This is a genomic window from uncultured Kocuria sp. (genome assembly GCF_947500125.1).
Lineage (GTDB): Bacteria > Actinomycetota > Actinomycetes > Actinomycetales > Micrococcaceae > Kocuria.
In genome coordinates, this window is the sequence record NZ_CANMRA010000013.1 from 96,982 (window position 1) to 119,534 (window position 22,553).

The following is a 22,553-nucleotide window of genomic DNA, read 5'->3' on the forward strand; positions in this document are numbered from 1 at the left end:
CGCCGCCGTGCGGCCCCGAATTCCGGCGAGCGGTGCGCCGGAGGACGGGAACGGCCCGCGCCCGCCGCGCCCGGGTGGGCACGGCGGGCGCGGGCGCGGCACGGGCGGGCTCAGCGCACGCCGGCCCCGACCTCGACCTTCTCGGCGACGGACTCCTCGAGGCGGTCCCCGGCGGCGGCTCCGGCCACGGGACGGTCCTCGGCGGTGCCGTGCGAGTGGGCGGCCATGGTGGACTCGTCGAACCTGTCCTGGCCGGAGAGCACCCGCTCGACCTGGACGAGGTCGATCTCCCGGGTCCACGTGCCGATCAGCAGGGTGGCGACCGCGTTGCCGGTGAAGTTCGTCAGCGCGCGGGCCTCGGACATGAAGCGGTCGATGCCCACGATGATGCCCACGCCGTCGACCAGGTCGGGCCGGTGCGACTGCAGCCCGCCGGCGAGGGTCGCGAGGCCGGCGCCGGTCACGCCGGCGGCGCCCTTGGAGGCGATGATCATGAACACGAGCAGGGAGATCTGCTCGCCCAGGGCCAGGGGGTTGCCCATCGCGGAGGCGACGAACAGGGCGGCCATGGTCAGGTAGATGGCCGTGCCGTCCAGGTTGAAGGAGTAGCCGGTCGGGACCGTGACGCCGACCACCGGCTTGGACACGCCCACGTGCTCCATCTTGGCGATGAGCCGGGGCAGGGCCGCCTCGGAGGACGAGGTCGAGAAGATCAGCAGGTACTCCCGGCCCAGGTACTTCATGAGCCGGAAGATGTTGATCCCCGTGACCGCCTTGAGCAGACCGCCCAGGACCACCACGATGAACAGGACGCAGGTGAGGTAGAAGGCGATCATCAGGGTGGCCATCGAGACGATGGCCTGCACACCGGTTTCCCCGACCACGCCGGCGATGGCGCCGAACGCGCCGATCGGGGCGACCCACATGACCATGATCAGGATCCGGAAGACCAGGGCCTGGACGTAGCCGACGGCCTGGAGCACGGGCTTGCCGGCCGGTCCCATCTGCTGCAGGGCGAAGCCCACGATCAGGGCCACGAACAGGGTCTGCAGGATGTTGCCCTCGGTCAGGGAGGACAGGAGCGTGGTGGGGATGATACCGAGCAGGAAGCCGATGGTCCCGCCCTCGCCGTCACCGTGGCCGGCGTCCGTGACCTCGTACTCCGAACCCTGGATGTTCAGGCCCTCACCAGGGTGGATGACGTTGCCGACCAGCAGGCCGATGGCCAGCGCCATGGTGGACATCGCCATGAAGTAGGCCAGCGCCAGACCGCCGACCTTGCCGACGGTCGCCGCCTTGGCGATGGAGCCGACGCCCAGCACGATCGTGCAGAAGATGATGGGGGCGATCATCATCTTGATGAGGGCGATGAACGCGGTGCCGATCGGCTTGAGGGTCTGGGCGAACTCGGGGGCCACGAGGCCCAGGACGGCGCCGGCGACGACGGCGACGATCACGAAGACGTAGAGGTAGTGCGTCCTGTCCTTCTTCGGCTTCTGGACGGGCGGTTGCGGGTCGACGGGGTCCGTGGCGACGGTGGCCATGCTTCTCCTCCGGTGCGGATGTGCGGTGCGGATGTGCGGTGCGCGGGGCCCGGGACCGGGCCGATGTGACGAGTCTCACCGGCGGCCGCGGCCCTGTCGTGTTGTGGTCATAATGGTCGTGACGCCCACCACAGCCGCGGGAGGGACGACCAGGAGCGGAAGGAGCGGGCATGTCCCTGGCCAGGCGCTTCCTCGTGCTGCAGCTGGTCGTCGTCGCGCTGGTGACCCTCGCCGTCTCCCTGGTCCTCTTCGCCCACGAGCGCGGGGCGGTCGTGGAGCGCGCCGAGGCCGTGACCCGCGTCCTCGCCACCGCGCTCGCGGACGACCCGTACGTCCTCGCAGCCGCCGGGGACCCGGACCCGCACTCCGCCCTGCAGCCGCTCACGGACCGGCTGCTCGCGGACACGGAGCTCGACTTCGTGACGATCATGGCCCCGGACGGGACGCGCTGGACGCATCCCTGGCCCTCCTCCGTCGGCGAGGCCTACCGCGGCGACCGTTCCCACGCGCTCGCCGGCGAGACCTGGACCAGCACGGAGCGCGGCAACCTCGGCCCCTCCGTGCGCACGATCGCCCCGGTCCGGGACGAGGACGGCACGGTCGTGGCGCTCGTGGCCACCGGGGTGCTGCTCGAGGCCGTCTCGCAGCAGGCGCTCGCCCAGCTGCCGGCGGTGCTCCTCGTCGGACTGCTGCTGCTGGCCGCGTCCGCGACGGTCGCGGCGCTCGGGGCCCGGTACCTGGGGCGGGTCACCCACGGCTGGGGCCCGGAGGAGCTCGCCCAGGTCCACTCGCTGCACGACGCCGTGCTCAACGAGGCCACCGAGGGCCTCCTGCTCGTGGACACGGCCGGAGCCGTGCCCGTGCTCAACGCCCGGGCCCGGGAGCTGCTGGGGATCCGGGCGCCGGCGCCGGGACCCGCTCGGCGCCGGCCCCTCCCGGTCGCGGACCTGGGCCTGCCCTCCGCACTGGAGGCCGTCCTGCTCTCGGGGGCGTCCGTGCAGGAGCAGTGGTTCGTGGTCACCGAGCGCACCCTCATCGTCTCGACCCTCCCCGCCCGCGGAGCGCTCGCCGGGCGCGGCACGATCGTGATCCTGCGCGACCACACGGAGATCTCCCGGCTCTCGGGACAGCTGCGCGCCACCGCCACGCTGGCCGGGGCTCTGCGGGCCCAGACCCACGAGCACGCCAACCGGATGCACACGGTCGTCTCCCTGCTGGAGCTCGGCCGCGACGAGGAGGCCCTCGGCTTCGCCTCGGCCGACATGGTGCGCACCCAGGTCCTGTCCGAGGACCTCCTCGCCCACCTCGACGACCCGTTCCTCGCGGCCCTCCTGGTCGGCAAGACCGCCGCGGCGCACGAGCGCGGCGTGGAGCTGGAGGTCGTCGTGGACCCGGAGGTGCCCCGCATCCCGGTCTCCCCCGCGGACCTCGTCACCCTCGTCGGCAACCTCGTCGACAACGCCGTCGAGGCGGCCGCGGCCAACGCCGCGCGGGTGCCTCCCGTCGTGGAGGTCGAGATCACGCGCGCGCCCGACGCCGCCGACCAGGCCCTGGACACGGTCGTGATCACCGTCGCCGACACCGGGATGGGGATCCCCGAGGAGCTCGCCCACGAGGTCTTCGAGCTCGGCGTCAGCACGAAACCGGCCGGCCCGGAAGGACGCGGAGTCGGCCTGCACCTGGTGCGGGAGGTCGTGGACCGGTGGGGCGCGCGGATCGAGCACGGCAACGACGGCGGAGCCGTGTTCACCGTGACCGTCCCGGTCCCCCACGACACCACCGCGGGGCGGGTCCCGTGAGCGGGCCGGTCCGCGTGCTCGTCGTCGACGACGAGTCGCTCACCGCGGCCGCGCACGCCCAGTACGTCGAGCGCTCGCCGGGCTTCGAGACGGTCGCCACCGCCGTGTCCGGGCGGACGGCGGTCCAGGCCGTGCAGGCCGCCCGGCGGGCGGGGCGGCCCGTGGACCTGGTGCTCCTGGACGTGAACCTCCCGGACATGTCCGGTCTCGACGTGGCCCGCACCCTGCGCGCCCGCGGCGAGTCCGTGGACCTGCTGGTCATCACGGCGCACCGGGACGTGGCGACCGTCCGCGCGGCGGGCACGCTCGGCGTCGTCGGCTACCTCATCAAACCCTTCACCTACGCCGTGTTCGAGGAGAAGCTGGCCGCCTACCGGCGCTACCGCTCCGCCCTGGGGGCGGCGGGGACCATGGGGCAGGCCGAGGTGGACCGCGCCTTCGCGGCCCTGGGGACCTCCGCCCGGCCGGACGCCCCGAAGGGCCTGTCCCCCCAGACCCTGGAGTCGGTCACCGCGCTGGTGCGTGGCGGGGGGTGGCTCTCCGCCGGGGAGGTGGCGGAGCGCAGCACGCTGTCCCGGGTCACCGCGCGGCGCTATCTCGAGCACCTGGCCGCACGCGGCCTCGTGCAGCGCCGCTCGCGCTACGGCACGCCGGGACGGCCCGAGCTCGAGTACGGGTGGGCCGGGCAGGACGTCTCCCCCGGTCGCTGAGCACGGGCGCCCGGCGTGGTCGGCGGCCGGAGCAGGTGGTCCCCGGCCACGATCACCGCCCCCTCGGCGAGCCGATGCCGAGCGAGGGCACCGCCCGGTCCTGCACGACCGGTTCCGGCGCGGTCCAGACTGCGTCCGCTCGGCCGGCGGCGCGGGGCCGGGGCGGCCGCCCCGGCGGAGCGTCGCGGGTTCGCCGCCTTGCGCCGGAGCGTCACCGTCCGCGCGACGGGCGCAGCACCCCCTCGAGGGCCTCCAGCACGGAGGGGTCCTCGATCGTCGAGGGCACGGCGTAGTCCTCGCCGTCGGCCATCTGCCGCATGGTCTTGCGCAGGATCTTCCCCGAGCGGGTCTTGGGGAGCCCCTCCACCACGGCCACGTCCTTGAAGTCGGCCACCGCCCCGATCTGCCGGCGCACCAGCGCCACGAGCTCGTCCCGGAGCTGGTCCTCCGGCACGTCGGCGCCGGTCTTGAGTACCACGTAGCCCGACGGCCGCTGGCCCTTCAGCGGATCCCCCACCCCGATCACGGCGCACTCGGCCACCGCCGGGTGGGAGGCCAGGACCTGTTCCATGGCCCCGGTGGAGAGCCGGTGCCCGGAGACGTTGATGACGTCGTCGGTGCGCCCCATGACGTAGACGTAGCCGTCCTCGTCCACGTGCCCGGAGTCGCCCGTGGCGTAGTAGCCGGGGAACGCGCTGAGGTAGGAGTCCACGAACCGCCGGTCGTCGCCCCACAGCGTGGTCAGCGTGCCCGGCGGCAGCGGGAGGCGCAGGGCGATGTTGCCCTCCTCGCCCACCTCGACCGGCCGGCCCAGGGGGTCCAGGATCTCCACCCGGTAGCCCGGCACCGGCACGGACGGCGAGCCGGCCTTGAGGGGCAGCCTCTCGATCCCGAAGGGATTGGCGCAGATGGCCCACCCCGTCTCCGTCTGCCACCAGTGGTCGACGACCGGGACGCCCAGCACCCGGGAGGCCCAGTGGTACGTCTCGGGGTCGAGACGCTCCCCCGCCACGAACAGGGTCTGCAGGGCGCCGATGTCGTGCCGGCGCACCAGCTCGCCCTCGGGGTCCGCCCGGCGGATGGCGCGCAGGGCCGTGGGGGCCGTGAACAGGACCTTCACGCCGTGGTCCTCGACGCGCTGCCAGAACGCGCCGGCGTCCGGGGTGCCCACGGGCTTGCCCTCGTAGAGCACGGTGGTGGCCCCGGCCAGGAGGGGCCCGTAGACGATGTAGGAGTGGCCCACCACCCAGCCGACGTCGGACGCGGTCCACATCACCTCGCCGGGTCCCACGTCGTAGATGTTGCGCATGGACCACGTCAGCGCCACGGCGTGCCCGCCGTTGTCGCGGACCACGCCCTTGGGGGTCCCGGTGGTCCCCGACGTGTACAGGACGTAGAGCGGATCGGTGGCCGCGACCGGGACGGGTGCCGCGGGCTCGGCGCCCTCGACGGCCTCCGCCCAGTCGAGCCACTCGACGGCGGGCTGCCCGTCGACCCCGGCCCGGCCCCGGGCGTCCTCGACCGTGGTCTCGAACCCCGGGCGATCGTGCACCAGCACCGTCCCGGGCGCGTGCTCGGCCATCCGCAGGGCCTCCTCGATCGCCGGGATGTACTCGATCCGCCGTTTCGGCTCCACCCCGCCGGTCGTGGTCACCACCACCACCGGCCGGGAGTCGTCGATGCGGGAGGCGAGCTCCTTCGGGGCGAACCCGCCGAAGACCACGGAGTGCACCGCACCCAGCCGGGCGCACGCGAGCATCGCCACGGCCGCCTGCGGGATCATCGGGAGGTAGACGAGCACCCGGTCGCCCTTGCCCACCCCCCGGGCCGCGAGCGCCCCGGCGAACAGGGCGACCTCGTCCCGCAGCCGGGCGTAGCTGAAGCGCTCCTGGACCCCGAGCACCGCGGAGTCGTACACCAGCGCGGTGCGCTCGCCGTGACCGGCCTCGACGTGCCGGTCGAGGGCGTTGTAGGAGGTGTTGAGCTCGCCGTCCGGGAACCAGCGGTAGAGCGGGGCGGCGGTGTCGTCGAGGGCCGTGGTGGGCTCGCGCACCCAGTCCACGGCACGGGCGGCGTCGAGCCAGAACCCCTCCGGGTCCTGCACGCTGCGGTGGTAGACCTCCGCGTAGCCCTCGGCCTGCGGCGGTGTGCTGTGCTCGGTGCTCATGGGTCCCTCCCGGGGGTTGCGGTCCTGCCGGACACCCTAGTGGTGCACGTCACACGGGACAAGAGTTCTGTATACATTGATGCGGGATCTACCCGGGCAGTCCCGAACCTCTCGCCATGCCCCCGGAACTGTGTATACAATGCTCGTGTATTGTGATGCCTGTCACCCAGGCTCCGCGTCGCACTCCCCCCGGCGCGGTCCGCGAGAGCGAGGAGGGAGCCGTGCGAGCCAGCGACCGCGCCTACGAGGCTCTGCGGGAGGACATCGTCGAGTGGCGGCTGCTCCCGGGCCAGGTGCTGGGAGAGGTCGAGCAGTCGGAACGCTTCGGCATCTCCCGCACGCCGATCCGCGAGGCCCTGAGCCGGCTCACCGCCGACGGTCTCGCGGAGGCGCACCGGGGCCGCGGCGTGGTGGTCTCCCAGGTCTCCCTCGAGGACGTCCGCGCCCTCTTCGAGCTGCGGGAGGCCCTCGACTGCCGAGCGGCCCGGCTCGCCGCTCGGCGCCGCGACCCCGTCGCGTTCCAGGGGCTGGCGGCCGAGCTCGAGGCCGTCGTGGCCCAGCTCCACGGTCCGGGCACGGACCGGGCCGGGTACTACGACCTCGTGGAGCGCATGGACCGGGCCATCGACGAGGCCACGGCCAATCCGTACCTCACCTCGGCCCAGCGCTCCCTGCGCCTGCACCTGGCCCGGGTGCGCAAGCTCTCCCGCACCAACCCCGACCGGCTCGCCCGCGCGGCCGCCGAGCACGCCCAGATCGCCCGCGCCATCGCGGAGGGCTCCGAGGAGCTCGCCGAGGCCGCCACGCGCGTGCACCTGGCCAACTCCCTGCAGGCCGTCCTGACCACCCCTGTCCGCGAGTGGGTCCAGCCCGCTCCCCCGCTCGAGGCCGCCGGCTGAGCGCGGGCACCACCTCGGCCGCCGTCAGCGGCCGTCCGTCCCCACGAGAGGAAATCCCATGACCGTTCTCCACCACGTGCGCGTCCACCCGTCCAAGGACAACCTGCCCCGGCAGGAGCAGCTGGCCTGGAAGATGGCCGAGGTCGCCGCGGACCCGGTCGAGGTCACCCCGGAGGTGACCGAGATGGTCGTCAACCGGGTCCTGGACAACGCGTCGGTGGCGATCGCCTCGCTCAACCGGGACCCGATCGTCTCGGCCCGGGACCAGGCGCTCGCCCACGCGCCGGGCCCCCACGGGACCGGGTCCGCCCTCTACGGGGTCCCCGCGCAGCGGCACAAGGTCTCCCCGGAGTGGGCGGCCTGGGCCAACGGCGTGGCAGTGCGCGAGCTCGACTACCACGACACGTTCCTGGCCGCCGAGTACTCCCACCCCGGGGACAACATCCCGCCGATCCTCGCCGTCGCCCAGCACGTGGGCTCCACCGGCCACGACCTGGTGCGCGGCATCGCCACCGGCTACGAGCTGCAGGTGGACCTCGTGAAGGCCATCTGCCTGCACTCCCACAAGATCGACCACGTCGCCCACCTGGGCCCGTCCGCGGCCGCCGGGATCGGCACCCTGCTGGGTCTTCCCGTGGAGGCGATCTTCCACGCGATCGGCCAGGGCCTGCACACCACCACCGCGACCCGCCAGTCCCGCAAGGGCGAGATCTCCACCTGGAAGGCCCACGCCCCGGCCTTCGCCGGGAAGATGGCCGTGGAGGCCGTGGACCGCGCGATGCGCGGGCAGACCTCCCCCACCCCCATCTACGAGGGCGAGGACGGGGTCATCGCCTGGCTGCTGGACGGCCCCGGCGCCGCCTACGAGGTGCCGCTGCCCGCCCCCGGCGAGGCCAAGGCCGCGATCCTGGACACCTACACCAAGGAGCACTCCGCCGAGTACCAGGCGCAGGCCTGGATCGACCTGGCCCGCAAGCTGCACCGCGAGCACCCCGAGGCGAAGGACCCCGGCAACGTGACCTCGGTGGTGATCCGCACCAGCCACCACACCCACTACGTGATCGGCTCCGGGGCCAACGACCCGCAGAAGTACGACCCCACCGCATCGCGGGAGACCCTGGACCACTCGATCCCCTACATCTTCACCGTGGCCCTGCAGGACGGCACCTGGCACCACGTGGACTCCTACGCCCCGGAGCGCGCCGGACGCCCGGACACCGTCGAGCTGTGGCAGAAGGTCACCACCGCCGAGGACCCCGAGTGGACCCGCCGCTACCACTCCCTGGACATCGGCGAGAAGGCCTTCGGCGGGTCGGTGGAGATCACCCTCACCGACGGCACCGTGATCCGGGACGAGATCGCGGTCGCCGACGCCCACCCGCTGGGCGCCCGCCCGTTCGCCCGCGAGCAGTACGTCACCAAGCTGCGGACGCTGGCCGCCGGGATCGTCGCCGACGACGAGCTGGAGCGCTTCATCAGTGCGGCCGAGAACCTCCCGGACCTGGGCGCCGGCGAGCTGGACGCCCTCAACGTCACCGCCTCCGTGGAACTGCGCACCGGCACGAAGGGAATCTTCTGAGCATGCTGTTCTCCACCACCACCCCCGAGGCCAAGCGGATCGCCCTGCGCGAGATGCTGGCCGGCCCGTCCACCGTCCGCTTCCCCGGCGCCTACACCCCGCTGTCCACGACACTGATCCAGGAGCAGGGCTTCGACGGCGTCTACATCTCCGGGGCCGTGCTCGCCAACGAGCTCGGCTTCCCCGACATCGGCCTCACCGCCCTGCCCGAGGTCGCGCAGCGGGCCGGGCAGATCGCCCGGGTCACGGACCTGCCCTGCCTCGTGGACGCCGACACCGGCTTCGGGGAGCCCATGAACGTGGCCCGCACCGTGCAGGAGCTCGAGAACGCCGGCCTGGCCGGGTGCCACATCGAGGACCAGTTCAACCCCAAGCGCTGCGGCCACCTGGACGGCAAGAACGTCGTGGACCTGGCCACCGCCGTCAAGCGGATCCGGGCCGCCGCCGAGGCCCGCCGGGACCCGAACTTCCTGATCATGGCGCGCACCGACATCCGCGGCGTCGAGGGCCTGGACGCCGCGACGGACCGGGCCCGGGCCCTGGTGGACGCCGGCGCGGACGCGATCTTCCCCGAGGCGATGGCCGACCTCTCGGAGTTCGAGGCGATGCGGGCGGCCGTGGACGTGCCGATCCTGGCGAACATGACCGAGTTCGGGAAGTCGCAGCTGTTCACCGCCGACCAGCTCCAGGAGGTGGGGGTGAACATGATCATCTACCCGGTGACCCTGATGCGCGCCGCCCTGGGCGCCATGGAGCGGGTGCTGGACACCATCCGCACCGACGGCACGCAGGAGGCGGCCGTGCCGGACATGCTCACTCGCGCCCGGCTCTACGAGCTGGTGGACTACAACGGGTACAACCAGTTCGACTCCGGGGTCTTCGACTTCGAGGTCCCCGGACTGCACCACTGACCGCACCCACCGCACCGACCACGTGAAGGAGACCACCATGACCGAGACCCAGAGCGAGGTCCACAAGGGGCTGGCCGGCGTCGTCGCCGACTACACGGCCGTTTCCAAGGTCAACCCGGACACGAACTCCCTGCTGTACCGCGGGTATCCCGTGCAGGAGCTCGCCGCGTCCTGCTCCTTCGAGCAGGTCGCCCTGCTGCTGTGGAACGGTGAGCTGCCCACGGACGAGGAGCTGGCGGAGTTCCGGGCCCGGGAGCGGGAGCACCGGGCGCTGACGCCGGAGCTGAAGGCGATCATCGACGCCCTGCCGACCACCTGCCACCCCATGGACGTGTGCCGCACCGCGGCGTCCGTCCTGGGCGCGCAGGACCCGCAGGCCGAGGACTCCTCCCCGGAGGCGAACCTCGCCAAGGCGCAGAAGCTGTTCGCGGCCATGCCCGCCGTCGTCTGCTACGACCAGCGCCGCCGCCGCGGCGAGGACGTCGTGCCCCCGCGCGAGGACCTCGACTACTCCGCGAACTTCCTGTGGATGGCCTTCGGCGAGGAGGCCGACCCCAAGGTCGTCGAGGCGTTCAACGTGTCGATGATCCTCTACGCCGAGCACTCCTTCAACGCCTCGACGTTCACGGCCCGGGTGGTGACCTCGACGCTGTCGGATCTGCACTCGGCGGTCACCGCCGCCATCGGCGCGCTCAAGGGCCCGCTGCACGGCGGGGCCAACGAGGCCGTCATGGAGACGTTCGTGGAGCTGGGCATCCGCAAGGAGGAGACCGAGGCCGAGGCCGAGGCCCGCGCCAAGGCCTGGATGGACGAGGCCCTGGCGGCGAAGAAGAAGGTCATGGGCTTCGGCCACCGCGTGTACAAGCACGGGGACTCGCGGGTGCCGACCATGAAGGCGGCCCTGGACACGATGATCGACCACTACGGCAGGGGCGAGCTGCTGGGCCTGTACAACGGGCTCGAGAGGTCCATGGACCAGGCCAAGGGCATCAAGCCCAACCTCGACTACCCGGCGGGTCCGACGTACTGGCTCATGGGCTTCGACATCCCCACGTTCACGCCGCTGTTCGTGGCCGCCCGGATCACGGGCTGGACCGCCCACATCATGGAGCAGGTCGCCTCCAACTCCCTGATCCGCCCGCTGTCCGAGTACAACGGGCCCGACGAGCGGCACCTGTAGCGCGGCGCCCGACGGGGCGGGCCCGGGCACCCGGGCCCGCCCCGTCCGGCCCGCCACGGTCCGCCACGGTGGCCTCGGCCCGGGAGAAATCCACCGTCAGTAGGTGGGCGCCGCGGGCAGCCCCATGTAGTGCTCGAGCGTGGGGATGTCCTGGTCCACCATGCCGGTGGCCACGTGCACCCCGACGTAGCGCAGGTGCCACGGCTCGTAGGCGTAGCCGGTGGTCGCCGTCCGGCCGCGGGGGTACCGCACGATGAAGCCGTGCTCGTGGGCGTGCTCGCGCGCCCATGCCCCGGCCGGGGTCTCCTCGAAGCAGCTCTGCAGACCGCACTCCCCGCTCGGGTCGCCGATGTCCATGACCAGGCCGGTCTGGTGCTCGCTGTGCCCGGGACGGGCGGAGAGGAGGTCCGCCTGCGCCTGCCCGTAGAGCGCCACGTAGTGGCGGTAGAGACCGTCCTGCGTGGCGTAGGAGCGGTAGCCGCTGACCGCCGTCAGGGGCGCGCCGTCCGCCGCGGCGTCCCGCTGCATCCGCCGGAACGCCGCGGCGGCGTCCGCCCGCAGGAGCTGCCCGCCCACGGCCTCGAGGGGGCGGGGCACGTGGTCGGCGGGGTCCAGGGGGCGGCGCTTGTTGACGACGACGTACACCGACGCGGCGCGGTCGATCTCCCGGGCCACCTGGGTCCCGGCGCCGCGTGCCCAGGTGATGGACCCGCGCTGGAAGGACTGCCGGCAGCCGCTACCCGCGCAGGACTCCACCGAGACGGGGTAGCCGAGGGCACCGTGCTCCGCGCCGTGGCGCAGCCAGGCCGCCCGGATGCCGCCGACGGTGGGGTGGGCCCCGCTCGGCCGCGACCACAGCACGACGCCGCCCTCGAAGGCCTGGTAGCAGCCGGCGTCGCGCAGTCCGCAGACCTCACGGCCCACCGGATAGCCCAGCCGCCCCCGTTCGTGGTCCTGCGCGGCCCACGCCGCACGGATCGCGCCCCACGTGGGACGCGCCCCGGTCCGCGGGGACCAGTGGATGGTCCCGCGCTCGAACTTCTGGTAGCAGCCGTCCCGGACGAGCCCGCAGCGCTCGGGGCCCAGGGTCCTGCCGAGCCGGCCGTCCGCTCCCCCGAGCCGCTGGTGCTCCGCCTGGATCGCCGTGGCGCCGAACGCCGGGGTGCCGAGGCCCGGGAGCACCAGCCCCAGGGCGCACAGCAGGACGAGCAGCATCCGGCCCGTCCGTCCGGTCCTCCGAGTGGTCTCCCGCGTGGTGTCCCGGGTGCTGTCCCGCATGGTCTCCCGTTTGGTCTCCCGCGTGCTCTCGCGCATGACGTCCCCGTCCGTCCGCCGAGCGGAGCGCCCGGGCGTGCGTCCAGGCTAGGCCGCCGGCGGGCCTTCCCGAAAGCACCGGCCGGTGTGTGACCCGTTCGGGACGAGCCGCCGGGAAGGGCGGCCGCTACCGGGCGCGGGGGTGGGCGGCGGCGTAGACCTCCCGCAGGGAGTCGACCGTCACCAGGGTGTAGACCTGAGTGGTGCTGACCGACGCGTGGCCGAGCAGCTCCTGGACGACCCGCAGATCGGCGCCGCCCTCCAGGAGGTGGGTCGCGAAGGAGTGGCGCAGCGTGTGCGGGGTGATCCGGTCGCCCAGGCCCACCCGCTCCGCCGCGCTCTTCACCGTGGTCCACGCCGTCTGGCGGCTGATCCTCCCGCCCCGGGCGTTGAGGAACAGCGCGGGGGTGCCTCGTCCCTTGGCCGCGAGCGCGGGCCGGCCCCGCACGAGCCAGTCGTCCACGGCGCGCACGGCCCAGGAGCCGAGCGGGACCATCCGCTCCTTGCCGCCCTTGCCGAACAGCCGGACGAAGGGCATGCCCTCGACGCCCGCCTCCGGTTCACCGCTGCGGCGCACGGCCCGGGAGAGGTCGTCGACGTCGAGGCCGGTCGCCTCCGAGATGCGGGCGCCGGTCGAGTAGAGGAGCTCGAGCAGCGCCCGGTCGCGCAGCTGCTGGGGGGTCTCGGTGCCGGTGGACTCGAGCAGCGCGGTGACCTGCTCGACCGGAACGGCCTTGGGCAGGCGCATCCCGGGGGTGGGCGGCTGGACGGGGGCGGCGGGATCCGTGCGCGTGAGGCCCTCGAGGGCCCAGAAGCGGTGGGCGCCCCGGACGGCGACGACGCAGCGGGCGGCGCTGCGGGTGCTCAGGGGCGCCCTGTCCTCCGACCCGGCGGACAGGTCCCGGACGAAGTCGCGCACGTGTCCCGTGGTGATGCCCTCCGGGGTGGTCACGGGCGGGTCCGTGCGCTCCCGCAGGTGCTCGGCGTAGCGGCGCAGGTCCCGCCGGTACGCGGTCAGCGTGTTGGCGGCCAGCCCCCGCTCGACGGCCAGGTGCTGCAGGTAGCGCTCCAGGGCCCGCCCGAGGGCGTCCCGGGGTGCCTCCCCGGGCGCGGCCCCCGAGGTCCCCGCGGTCCCGCCGGCAGGGGGTCCGGTCACCGGAGGTCGGGGTGGCCGGGCCAGGGGGCGTCGGCCGGGCGCAGGGACCGGTAGCCCTCCGACCGGGCGGCGTGGGCGGCGAGGATCCCGATCACCGCCGCGGGCGAGTTCAGGCGGCCCTCCAGCACCGCCCGCACCGCGCCGTCGAGCGGGACCCACGCCCCGTGGATCTCCGCCTCCTCCCCGTCGCGCTCGTGGAGCTCGTGGTCGGGGACGTCGCTGAGGTCCCGGGCCAGGAAGACCCGGTTGGCCTCGGAGGAGGAGCCGGGGCTGTTGTGGAAGTCCACGAGGACGTCCCAGCGCCCGGCGCGCAGATCGGCCTCCTCCAAGAGCTCCCGCTGCGCCGCCGCGGCGGGGTCCTCGCCCTCGACGTCCAGCAGGCCCGCGGGGATCTCCCACATGGTCATCCCGACCGGCCGTCGGTACTGGTTGATCAGGAAGACCTCGTCCTGGTCGTTGAGCACGAGCACGGACACGGCGCCGGGATGGGTGATGTAGTCGCGCCGGAGGGGGTCCTCCCCCCGGGCGAGCTCGAACTCGTCGCGCCGGACGTCCCAGATGAAGCCCTCGTAGACCGTCTCGGAGGCCACGGTGCGGCGGTCGCTGTACTGGTCGGAGAGCTCCTCGGCTGCGAGGTGGCGGATGTCCATGGGAGACCTTTCTCGGATCGGTCCGTCCGTCGCGCCACGGCAGAGGCGACGAGCGAGGTGCGGAGGAGACGGCGGGTGCGGGGTGCGGGACGGCGCAGGCGCCGGTCCCCGGGAGGACGCGGCGCCTGCACCGTGCGGCCCGTGCGGCGACGGGCGCGGGCTCAGCGGCCCTCGGCCTCACGGCGCTCGAGGGCCGCCTTCACGAGCCCGTCGAACAGCGGGTGCGGGCGGGTCGGGCGGGACATGAGCTCGGGGTGCGCCTGGGTGCCCACGTAGTACGGGTGCACGTCGACGGGCAGCTCCACGAACTCCACGAGGGTGCCGCCCGGGGAGGTCCCCGAGACCACCAGGCCCGCCTCCTCGAGACGCTCGCGGTACTCGTTGTTGACCTCGTAGCGGTGGCGGTGGCGCTCCTTGACCTCCGTGGCGCCGTAGGCGCCGGCCACCACCGACCCGGGCCGCAGCTGGGCGTCGTAGAGGCCCAGCCGCATGGTGCCGCCGAGGTCACCGGCGCCCTCGACGAACTGCTTCTGCTCGTCCATGGTCGCCACGACCGGGTACTCGGTCTCCGGCTCGAACTCGGTCGAGGAGGCACCGGCCAGCCCCAGCTCCGTGCGGGCGTACTCGATGACCATGCACTGCAGGCCCAGGCACAGGCCGAGGGTCGGGATGCGGTGCTCCCGGGCGAAGCGCAGGGTGCCGAGCTTGCCCTCGATGCCGCGGATGCCGAAGCCGCCGGGGACGCAGATGGCGTCGACGTCGCCGAGCTCGCGCTGGGCGCCCTCCGGCGTCTCGCACAGGTCCGAGGCCACCCACTTGATCTTCACGCGGGCGTCGTTGGCGAAACCGCCGGCGCGCAGGGCCTCGGAGACCGACAGGTAGGCGTCCGGCAGGTCGATGTACTTGCCGACCATGGCCACCGTGACGAAGTGGGCGGGCTCGTGCACGGCCTTGAGCAGGCGCTCCCACTGCGCCAGGTCGGCGTCCCGGTAGTCCAGGCCCAGGTAGTCGAGGATGTAGGTGTCCAGTCCCTGGGAGTGCAAGGTCTTGGGGATGTCGTAGATGCTCGGGGCGTCCGGGCACGAGATCACGGCGTCGTGGTCGACGTCGCAGGCGTTGCCGATCTTGCGCAGCATCGTGTCGGGGACCTGCCGGTCGGAGCGCAGCACCAGCGCGTCCGGCTGGATGCCGAGCCCGCGCAGGGCGGCCACGGAGTGCTGGGTCGGCTTGGTCTTCAGCTCGCCCGAGGGGCCGATGTACGGGATCAGGGACACGTGCAGGTAGAACACGTTGCGGCGGCCGACGTCCTGGCGGACCTGCCGTGCGGCCTCGAGGAACGGCTGGGACTCGATGTCACCGACGGTGCCGCCGATCTCCGTGATGATGATGTCCGGCTGGTCCTCGTCCAGCGCGCGGCGGCGCATGCGGTTCTTCAGCTCGTCGGTGATGTGCGGAATGACCTGGACGGTGTCCCCGAGGTACTCGCCCCGCCGCTCCTTGGCGATGACGGTGGAGTACACCTGGCCGGTGGTCACGTTCGCCGAGGCGTCGAGGTTCTCGTCCAGGAAGCGCTCGTAGTGGCCGATGTCGAGGTCGGTCTCCGCCCCGTCGTCGGTCACGAAGACCTCGCCGTGCTGGAAGGGGTTCATGGTGCCCGGATCGACGTTGAGGTACGGATCCAGCTTCTGCATCGTCACGGAGAGCCCGCGTGCCCGCAGCAGCATCCCGAGGGACGAGGCGGTCAGGCCCTTGCCGAGGGAGGAGGCCACGCCACCCGTCACGAAGATCTGGCGGGTCACCTTGCCCGGTCGCTGGTTTTCGGTCTGCTGTGCGCCGGCCTCGTGGGCGGCTTCGTTTGCATTCACCACGGAATTCGACCCTATCATTCTTGTCCTCTCAGGACGTCGGTTGCGTGCTGGGGATCACCGTGCGGAGGCGGCTCAGAGCACCGCGCCGCGGACCAGCTCCCGGGCGTGCTCGCGCGCCGCCGCGGAGTCCTCATGACCTGCGAGCATGCGGGCGAGCTCCACCACGCGCTCCTCCTCGTCGAGCACGCGCACGTCGCTGACCGTGGCGTCCGAGCTCTTGGTGACGAGGATGTGCTGATCGGCGAAGGCCGCGACCTGCGGCAGGTGCGTCACCACGAGGACCTGGACGTGCTGGGCGAGCATCTTCAGCCGGCGGCCGATCTCCACGGCGGCCTTGCCGCCCACGCCCGAGTCCACCTCGTCGAAGACGAAGGTCGGCACCGGGTCCACGGCGGCGAGGACCACCTCGATGGCGAGCATGAGACGGGACAGCTCACCGCCGGACGCGCCCTTGCCGAGGGGCCGCGGCGCGGCGGCGGCGTGCGGCTTCAGGAGGAAGGAGATCTCGTCCCGTCCGTGGCCGGAGAACTCCTCCGTGGGCTCCACCTCGATGACGAGGGAGGCGTTGGGCATCGCCAGCGCCGTCAGCTCCGAGCTCACGGCGTCGGAGAGCCGGTGCGCCGCGTCCCGGCGCCGATCGGTCATCCGCGCGGCCAGCTCGCTGAGCTCCGCGTGCAGCTGCTCGAGGCGGGCCCGGAGCTCCTGCTCCCGGGCGGGATCGTCGGTGAGCTCGTCGAGGCGCGCCCGCGAGCGCCCGGCCCAGTCGAGGACCTCGTCCACGGTGGCGCCGTACTTGCGGGTCAGTGCCTTGAGCTTGGCCCGCCGGGCCTCCACCTCGGCGAGGCGGGCGGGGCCCTCGTCGTCGAGCCCCGAGGCGTAGCCGGAGAGGTCGGCGGCGATGTCGTTGACGAGCACGGCCAGCTCGGCGACCCGCCCGGAGAGCTCCTCGAGATCGCGGTCGGAGCCGGCCTCCTGCTCCAGGGCCCGGTGCGCCGCCGCCACCAGGGTGGTCGCGTCCGGGGTGTCGCCGTCGGCGAACTCCCCGCCGCTGAGGGCGGCGTGGGCCGTGAGGGCGGCGGCGCGCAGCTGCTCGAGATTGGTCAGCTTCTGGCTCTCCTGGTCGAGGCGCTCGTCCTCCCCGGGCTGGGGGTCCACGGCGTCGATCTCCTCGAGGGCACCCTGCAGGCTCTGCGCCTCCAGCGCCCGTTCGCGGCCGTGCTCGGTGACCTCGCGCAGGATCTGCTGCACGGAGCGGTACTCGGCGAGCCGCTCCCGGTAGCGGTGCAGCTCCGCGGCCAGCTCCTCCCCCGCGTACTGGTCCAGGGCGTGGCGCTGGGCGGCCGGGGACTTGAGCCGCAGCTGGTCGGACTGGCCGTGCACCGCCACCAGGGTCTGGCCCACCGCGGAGAGCGTTCCCACGGGGGCGGAGCGGCCGCCGACGTGGGCGCGGCTGCGCCCCTCCGCGGTCACGGTCCGTGCGACGGTGACGAGGGCCTCCTCGGCGTCACCGACGGTCTCGACGTCGACCGCCCCGCCGGCGTCCTCGACGAGGGCCGCGGCGGGGTGGCCGGCCGGGACCCGGACGACGGCCTCGGCGACGGCCCTGGGCGCCCCGGAGCGCACGGCCCCGGCGTCGGAGCGGTTGCCCAGCAGCATCCCGAGGGCGGTGACCACCATGGTCTTGCCCGCGCCGGTCTCACCGGAGAGGATGCTCAGCCCCGGGCCCAGGGGCAGCACGGCGTCGGTGATGACGCCGAGGTCGTGGATGTGGATCTCCTCGATCATTCAGCCGGCCTCCCCGGTCTCGTTCCGGGTGCGGGGGGACGGGGCGTCCGGTTCGTGCGGCATCTCGTGCCCCACCGTGGACTTGTGCGGCTCCTGCGCGCGCCCGCCGGCGGTCTGGTCCCTGCGGACCGTGGGCAGGGCCGTGGTCCGCGCCGCGGCCGCATCGTGCGGGGGCACCGGTCCGCGCCAGCCGCTCGTCGGCAGCTCGAACTTCTTCACCAGCCGCTCCGAGAAGGGGGTGCGGTGCATCCGCGCCAGGTTGACCGCCTTCGGGGAGCGCACCACCTCGATCCGGGAGCCGGGCGGCAGCTCGGTGGTCCGGCGCCCGTCGCACCACAGCACGCCGCGGGCGTCGGTGCGGGTGAGGACCTCGACGGCCATCATGGAGTTCGGGGAGATGACCAGGGGCCGGGAGAACAGGGCGTGGGCGCTGAGGGGGACCATGAGCAGTGCCTCGACCTCGGGCCACACCACGGGCCCGCCCGCGGAGAACGCGTAGGCGGTGGAGCCGGTCGGGGTGGCGAGGACCACGCCGTCGCACCCGAAGGTGCTCAGCGGCCGGCGGTCCACCTCGATGACCACCTCGACCATCTTCTCGCGGTCGCCCTTCTCCACCGAGGCCTCGTTCAGCGCCCAGGTGTGCAGGACCTTCTTCTCGTCCTGCCACACGGTCACGTCGATCGTCATGCGCTGCTCCACCGTGTAGCGCCCGTCCACGATGGCCTCCACCGACTCGTTGAGGTCGGAGCGCTCGCTCTCGGCGAGGAAGCCCACGTGGCCGAGGTTCACGCCCAGCAGCGGGGTGTCCACGCTGCGGACCAGCTCGGCGGCGCGCAGGATGGACCCGTCCCCGCCGAGCACCATGACCAGCTCGATCTCCCGCAGGGAGACGTCCTCCTCGATGACCTCCACGGGCGCGAGGGGCACGGCGTCCTCCTGGAGCGCCTCGAGATCGTCCCGCGAGATCACCGGCACCAGACCGGCCTCGTGGAGCTGGAGACAGGAGTCGCGGGCGGCGTCCTTGGCCTCTTGCCGGCCCATGTGAGCCATGACCAGGATCTTTCTGCTCACCGGGTCCTCCCGTTCTCGACTGCTCGGTGCACGCGGGCGTCGTCGGGGCCGGGGCCGGCCCACGGTGCGCGCCGTGCCCGCGGTCCGGGCACCGCTCACCACCCTACGCGAGGGCGAGGACAGTCAGGACGGCAGGTCCCGCCGGCACCACAGGAAGAACTCGTGGTTGCCGTCCTGGCCCGGCAGCGGGCTGCGCTCCCGGCCCCGGACCGACAGCCCGTGGGTCCGTGCCGCGGCGGCCACCGCCTCGACGGCCCGGGCCCGCTCGTGCTCGCTCGTGACCACCCCCGTGCGCGCGAGGCGGTCGGCACCGACCTCGAACTGCGGCTTGACCATGAGCACGAGGTCCCCGCCGGGGACCGTGGCCGCCGCCAGCGCCTCCAGGACCAGGGTCAGCGAGATGAAGGACAGGTCGCAGACCGTGAGCTCCGCCGGGCCGCCGATGTCCTCCGGACGCATCCAGCGCACGTTCATGCCCTCGAGCACGCGGACCCGGGGGTCTGCCCGGAGCGAGGGATCGAGCTGGTCGTGGCCGACGTCCACGGCGACCACCTCCCGGGCGGCCTCCCGCAGCAGCACGTCGGTGAAGCCGCCCGTCGAGGCGCCGGCGTCGAGGCACCGCTTGCCGGCCACGTCGATGTCCGGGAACGCGGCGAGCGCCCCGGCCAGCTTGTGTCCGGCCCGGCTGACGTAGTCCGGGGCCTCCGCGGGGCGGACCTCCAGGAGGTCGTCGGGGCCGACCCGGGCGGAGGGCTTGGTCGCCGGCCGGCCGTTCACCAGGACCCGGCCCTCGCCGATCCACCGGGCGGCGACCGTGCGGGAGCGGGCCAGCGCGCGCACCGTCAGTTCCTGGTCGAGGCGGGAGCTCACCGCGGCCCCGCCTCCTCCCGCCCGGTCCGCGATGGGGGCACGAGGCCGGCGGGAACGGTGCCGGGCTCGGCGTCGAGCTCGGCGACGAGTGCCGCGTGCAGCTCCTCGTAGCGTCCGGGGTGCTCCGCGACCGGCAGCATGTCCAGCTCCCCGGCACGCTCGAGCACGGCGTCCACCCGAGGGTGACCGGTCGGGCGCAGGGCCTCGCCGGCCTCCTCGGCCGCGTGCGGCGGCTCGGCGGGCCCGGTCACGCCCCCGTCTCCCACTCGGGCTCGGGGACCACGGGGACGTCGGTGTCGGGGTGCGCCGTCCACCAGGCCGCGCAGGCGGCCCGCCAGGCGTCGAGATCGTCCTGGGCGCCACGGATCCGCAGTCGCGTGCCGTCGGTCTCGGCCTCCGCGGCCCCGCACCGCGCGGTGTGCCCCTGCGGCGAGGACGTGACCTCGACGTCGGGGTACGGCTCGAAGAGCGCGTCCAGGGTGCCGACGACGTGGTCCGGGCGCTCGGCGGTGCACGCGGCGAGGATCGTGTGCACGGTGTCCACGCCGGTCAGCACCGCGATCGTCGCGAAGCCGGCGGCGTTGCCGCCCCGGATGTCGGTGTCCAGCCGGTCCCCGAGCACCACGGGCCGGGTGCTGCCCGCCCGCTCGGCGGCGGTGCGGAAGATGGGAGCCTCCGGCTTGCCGGCCACGACCGGCGGCCGCGCCGTGGTGGCGGCCACGGCGGCCACGAGGGTGCCGTTGCCGGGGGCCAGGCCGCGTGCCTGGGGAATGGTGCGGTCCGTGTTGGTCGCGACCCACAGCACGTCCGGATCCGCCAGCGTGTATGCGGCCTCTGCCAATTCGGCCCAGCCCAGACCGGGGTCGAAGCCCTGGATCACGGCGCGGGGCTCCTCGGACTGGGCGCGGACCGGGACCAGCCCGGCGTCCGCCACGACGTCGGCCAGGGCCTGGGAGCCGGTGATGAGCACAGCGGTGCCGGCCGGGATCCGTTGTGCCAGGAGCTCGGCTCCGGCCTGGGCGGCACTCACGACGCCGTCGGGCTCCGTGGGCACGCCGAGGTCCGTCAGGTGCTCGGCGACCGTCGCGACGGAGCGCGAGGCGTTGTTCGTCACGAACACCACGGGCACGCCGTCGGCGGAGATCCTGCGGAGGATCTCCGGCGCCCCGGGGATGGCGTGCGGGCCGGCGTAGACGACGCCGTCCAGATCGCTCAGGACGGCGTCGAACCGGTCGAGCAGCCGCTCAGCCATGCTGCGGGCCGCCGTCGTTGCCGTCCTCGGCCTCGGGGTCCGCGAGGTCCGCGTCGTCGTCCGGATCGAGATCGGCCTCGGAGCCGCCCTCGAAGTCGTCGTCGGGGTCCAGGTCCTGCTCGCGGCCCTCCCCCTCGTCGCTCTCCTCGTCGTCCGGCTCCTCGTCAGCTCCGTCGTCGAGCACGCCGTCGGACTCGTCGTCCACCCCCGTGTCGAGGTCGCCGCCGGGTTCGCCGCCGTCCGCACCGGACGGGCTCGCGGCCGGGTCCGCTCCCGCGACCGCCCCGGCCGTCTCCGGAGCCGGTTCGTCCGCCGGGCCCTGGGCCGGCTCCTCGCTGTCCGCCAGGGCGACACCGTCCGCCGGCACCTGCTCGGTCTCGTCCTCGTCGTCGAAGTCGATGATCTCCGGCTCGGCGAACTGTCCCGTCCCGAGGGCGGCCTCGGCCACCACGGCCTGCCGGTCCCAGGTCAGGGCCTCCCGGTCCTTGCCGACACCGCGCAGGGCCTCGGCGTACGCGCGGAACAGCCGGGGGCTGTAGGCGAAGCCCCGGTTCTTGTCGAGCTGCGGAATGGTCAGTGCGTCCACCGCCCCCTGGGCGTCCCCCTGGTCCCGCCGCATGCCGGCCAGGACGATCGCCAGTTCCACCTTCTCGCCGGGCTCGAGCGACTGCACGGCCTCGGACGTCGCGAGCTCCACGGCCTTGTCCAGGCGCCCGAGGGCCCGCTCGCAGTCGACCATCAGCGGGAGGTGGACCTCGGCGCCGGTCATCCGGCGGAACGTGCGGAGCTCCTTGAGCGCCAGCGCGAAGTCACCCGCCTCGTAGGCCGCGATCCCGGTGGCCTCCCGCACGGCGGCGATGCGGCCGCCGCGCCGGCCGGCCGCCTGCGCGTGCTCGAGCGCCAGCTCGGGGGCGTCCAGCAGGTAGCGCCCGGCCATGACGAGGTGCTTGGCCACGGCCTCGGCGTTGCGCGGCTCGAGAGCCCCCAGCTGGGCGCGGGTCGGCTTGTCGAGCTCGCGGCCCGTGACGTCCTCGTCGACGTCGGGCGCACGGTGACGGTGGGTCGAGACGTCGTCCCGGTCGTCACGCCGGCCCCGGTAGCCCTCGCCCCGGTCCGGGAATCCGCCGCGGCGGTCACCGCGAGGTGCGTTGCCGCCACGGCGGTCATCGCCGTAGCCTCCACGACGATCGCCTTGCCGATCGTCCCGCCGGTCACCACGCGGGGCATACCCACCACGACGGTCGTCCTGCCGGTCATCACGCCGGCGGTCATCGCCGTAGCCTCCACGACGATCGCCCTGCCGGTCATCACGCCGGTCACCACGCGGGGCATACCCACCACGACGATCATCCTGACGGTCACCACGCGGCGCATACCCTCCACGGCGATCGCCCTGCCGGTCATCACGCCGGTCACCTCGCGGCGCGTACCCACCACGACGGTCGTCCTGCCGGTCATCGCGGCGGCCACGGTAGCCCTCGCCCTCACGGCGCGGCCCACGCTCACCGGACCGGTCATCACGCCGGTCACCACGCGGGGCATACCCACCACGACGATCGTCCTGACGGTCATCACGCCGGCGGTCATCGCCGTAGCCTCCACGACGATCGCCCTGCCGGTCATCACGCCGGCGGTCATCGCCGTAGCCTCCACGACGATCGCCCTGCCGGTCATCACGCCGGTCACCTCGCGGCGCGTACCCACCACGACGGTCGTCCTGACGGTCATCACGCCGGCGGTCATCGCCGTAGCCTCCACGACGATCGCCCTGCCGGTCATCACGCCGGTCACCTCGCGG

Annotated in this window: 19 protein-coding genes; 7 read left to right on the forward strand and 12 right to left on the reverse strand. The window is 73.5% G+C overall.

The window, feature by feature from the left end:
* Positions 1-110: 110 nt before the first annotated feature.
* A complete protein-coding gene (locus tag Q0817_RS10570; RefSeq protein WP_298586937.1) occupies positions 111-1,544 on the reverse strand; it encodes a cation:dicarboxylate symporter family transporter in 1,434 nt (477 codons plus the stop codon).
* A gap of 170 nt (positions 1,545-1,714) precedes the next feature.
* Between Q0817_RS10570 and Q0817_RS10575 the strand changes: the two genes are divergently transcribed.
* Together Q0817_RS10575 and Q0817_RS10580 are read left to right on the forward strand one after the other, a co-directional pair.
* Entirely contained in the window at positions 1,715-3,343 is a 1,629-nt protein-coding gene (locus tag Q0817_RS10575) for an ATP-binding protein (RefSeq protein ID WP_298586940.1), read from the forward strand.
* Complete coding sequence (locus Q0817_RS10580) at positions 3,340-4,053, forward strand: response regulator (RefSeq protein WP_298586943.1); 714 nt, start codon at positions 3,340-3,342, stop codon at positions 4,051-4,053. The genes Q0817_RS10575 and Q0817_RS10580 overlap by 4 nt, the downstream gene beginning before the upstream one ends.
* A 211-nt stretch (positions 4,054-4,264) precedes the next feature.
* Here the strand turns inward: Q0817_RS10580 and Q0817_RS10585 are convergent, their stop codons facing one another.
* Positions 4,265-6,220, reverse strand: a complete 1,956-nt coding sequence (locus Q0817_RS10585; RefSeq protein WP_298586946.1) for an AMP-binding protein — start codon at positions 6,218-6,220, stop codon at positions 4,265-4,267.
* Between the two features lie 221 nt (positions 6,221-6,441).
* Here Q0817_RS10585 and Q0817_RS10590 point away from each other — a divergent pair, with 221 nt between their 5' ends.
* The 4 genes from Q0817_RS10590 to Q0817_RS10605 are packed head-to-tail and all read left to right on the forward strand — an operon-like array spanning position 6,442 to position 10,789.
* Positions 6,442-7,119: a GntR family transcriptional regulator gene (locus tag Q0817_RS10590; RefSeq protein ID WP_298586949.1), complete on the forward strand. Its 678-nt coding sequence runs from the start codon at positions 6,442-6,444 to the stop codon at positions 7,117-7,119.
* 58 nt (positions 7,120-7,177) lie between these two features.
* Positions 7,178-8,698 carry an MmgE/PrpD family protein gene (locus tag Q0817_RS10595; protein ID WP_298586952.1) on the forward strand — a complete coding sequence of 507 codons (1,521 nt, stop codon included), beginning with the start codon at positions 7,178-7,180 and terminating at the stop codon, positions 8,696-8,698.
* A gap of 2 nt (positions 8,699-8,700) precedes the next feature.
* Positions 8,701-9,609 (forward strand): methylisocitrate lyase, encoded by a 909-nt coding sequence (prpB, locus tag Q0817_RS10600; RefSeq protein WP_298586954.1) that lies wholly within the window; start codon positions 8,701-8,703, stop codon positions 9,607-9,609.
* A gap of 37 nt (positions 9,610-9,646) precedes the next feature.
* Positions 9,647-10,789 (forward strand): bifunctional 2-methylcitrate synthase/citrate synthase, encoded by a 1,143-nt coding sequence (locus Q0817_RS10605; protein WP_298586957.1) that lies wholly within the window; start codon positions 9,647-9,649, stop codon positions 10,787-10,789.
* A gap of 96 nt (positions 10,790-10,885) precedes the next feature.
* On the opposite strand, the gene Q0817_RS10610 is transcribed toward Q0817_RS10605, so the two are convergent.
* The 10 genes from Q0817_RS10610 to Q0817_RS10655 form a co-directional block, all read right to left on the reverse strand.
* Complete coding sequence (locus Q0817_RS10610) at positions 10,886-12,103, reverse strand: D-alanyl-D-alanine carboxypeptidase family protein (RefSeq protein WP_298586959.1); 1,218 nt, start codon at positions 12,101-12,103, stop codon at positions 10,886-10,888.
* A 127-nt stretch (positions 12,104-12,230) separates the two neighbouring features.
* A complete protein-coding gene (locus Q0817_RS10615; RefSeq protein ID WP_298586962.1) occupies positions 12,231-13,259 on the reverse strand; it encodes a site-specific tyrosine recombinase XerD in 1,029 nt (342 codons plus the stop codon).
* Positions 13,256-13,909: an NUDIX hydrolase gene (locus Q0817_RS10620; protein WP_298586965.1), complete on the reverse strand. Its 654-nt coding sequence runs from the start codon at positions 13,907-13,909 to the stop codon at positions 13,256-13,258. The genes Q0817_RS10615 and Q0817_RS10620 overlap by 4 nt, the downstream gene beginning before the upstream one ends.
* 161 nt (positions 13,910-14,070) lie before the next feature.
* A complete protein-coding gene (locus Q0817_RS10625; RefSeq protein WP_298586968.1) occupies positions 14,071-15,795 on the reverse strand; it encodes a CTP synthase in 1,725 nt (574 codons plus the stop codon).
* Positions 15,796-15,849: 54 nt separating this feature from the next.
* Positions 15,850-17,562 (reverse strand): DNA repair protein RecN, encoded by a 1,713-nt coding sequence (gene recN, locus Q0817_RS10630; protein ID WP_298586970.1) that lies wholly within the window; start codon positions 17,560-17,562, stop codon positions 15,850-15,852.
* On the reverse strand, positions 17,563-18,633 hold the full coding sequence (locus Q0817_RS10635) for an NAD kinase (RefSeq protein WP_298586973.1): 1,071 nt from the start codon (positions 18,631-18,633) through the stop codon (positions 17,563-17,565).
* 123 nt (positions 18,634-18,756) lie between these two features.
* Positions 18,757-19,503, reverse strand: a complete 747-nt coding sequence (locus Q0817_RS10640) for a TlyA family RNA methyltransferase (RefSeq protein ID WP_298586976.1) — start codon at positions 19,501-19,503, stop codon at positions 18,757-18,759.
* Entirely contained in the window at positions 19,500-19,754 is a 255-nt protein-coding gene (locus Q0817_RS10645) for a hypothetical protein (RefSeq protein ID WP_298586979.1), read from the reverse strand. Before Q0817_RS10645 ends, Q0817_RS10640 begins: the two co-directional genes overlap by 4 nt.
* Positions 19,751-20,755 carry an HAD-IIA family hydrolase gene (locus Q0817_RS10650; RefSeq protein WP_298586982.1) on the reverse strand — a complete coding sequence of 335 codons (1,005 nt, stop codon included), beginning with the start codon at positions 20,753-20,755 and terminating at the stop codon, positions 19,751-19,753. The genes Q0817_RS10645 and Q0817_RS10650 overlap by 4 nt, the downstream gene beginning before the upstream one ends.
* Positions 20,748-21,710 (reverse strand): hypothetical protein, encoded by a 963-nt coding sequence (locus tag Q0817_RS10655; RefSeq protein ID WP_298586985.1) that lies wholly within the window; start codon positions 21,708-21,710, stop codon positions 20,748-20,750. Before Q0817_RS10655 ends, Q0817_RS10650 begins: the two co-directional genes overlap by 8 nt.
* Here Q0817_RS10655 and Q0817_RS10660 point away from each other — a divergent pair.
* Positions 21,699-22,553: hypothetical protein (locus tag Q0817_RS10660; RefSeq protein ID WP_298586988.1), on the forward strand; the 855-nt coding region annotated here is incomplete at its 3' end. The genes Q0817_RS10655 and Q0817_RS10660 overlap by 12 nt on opposite strands.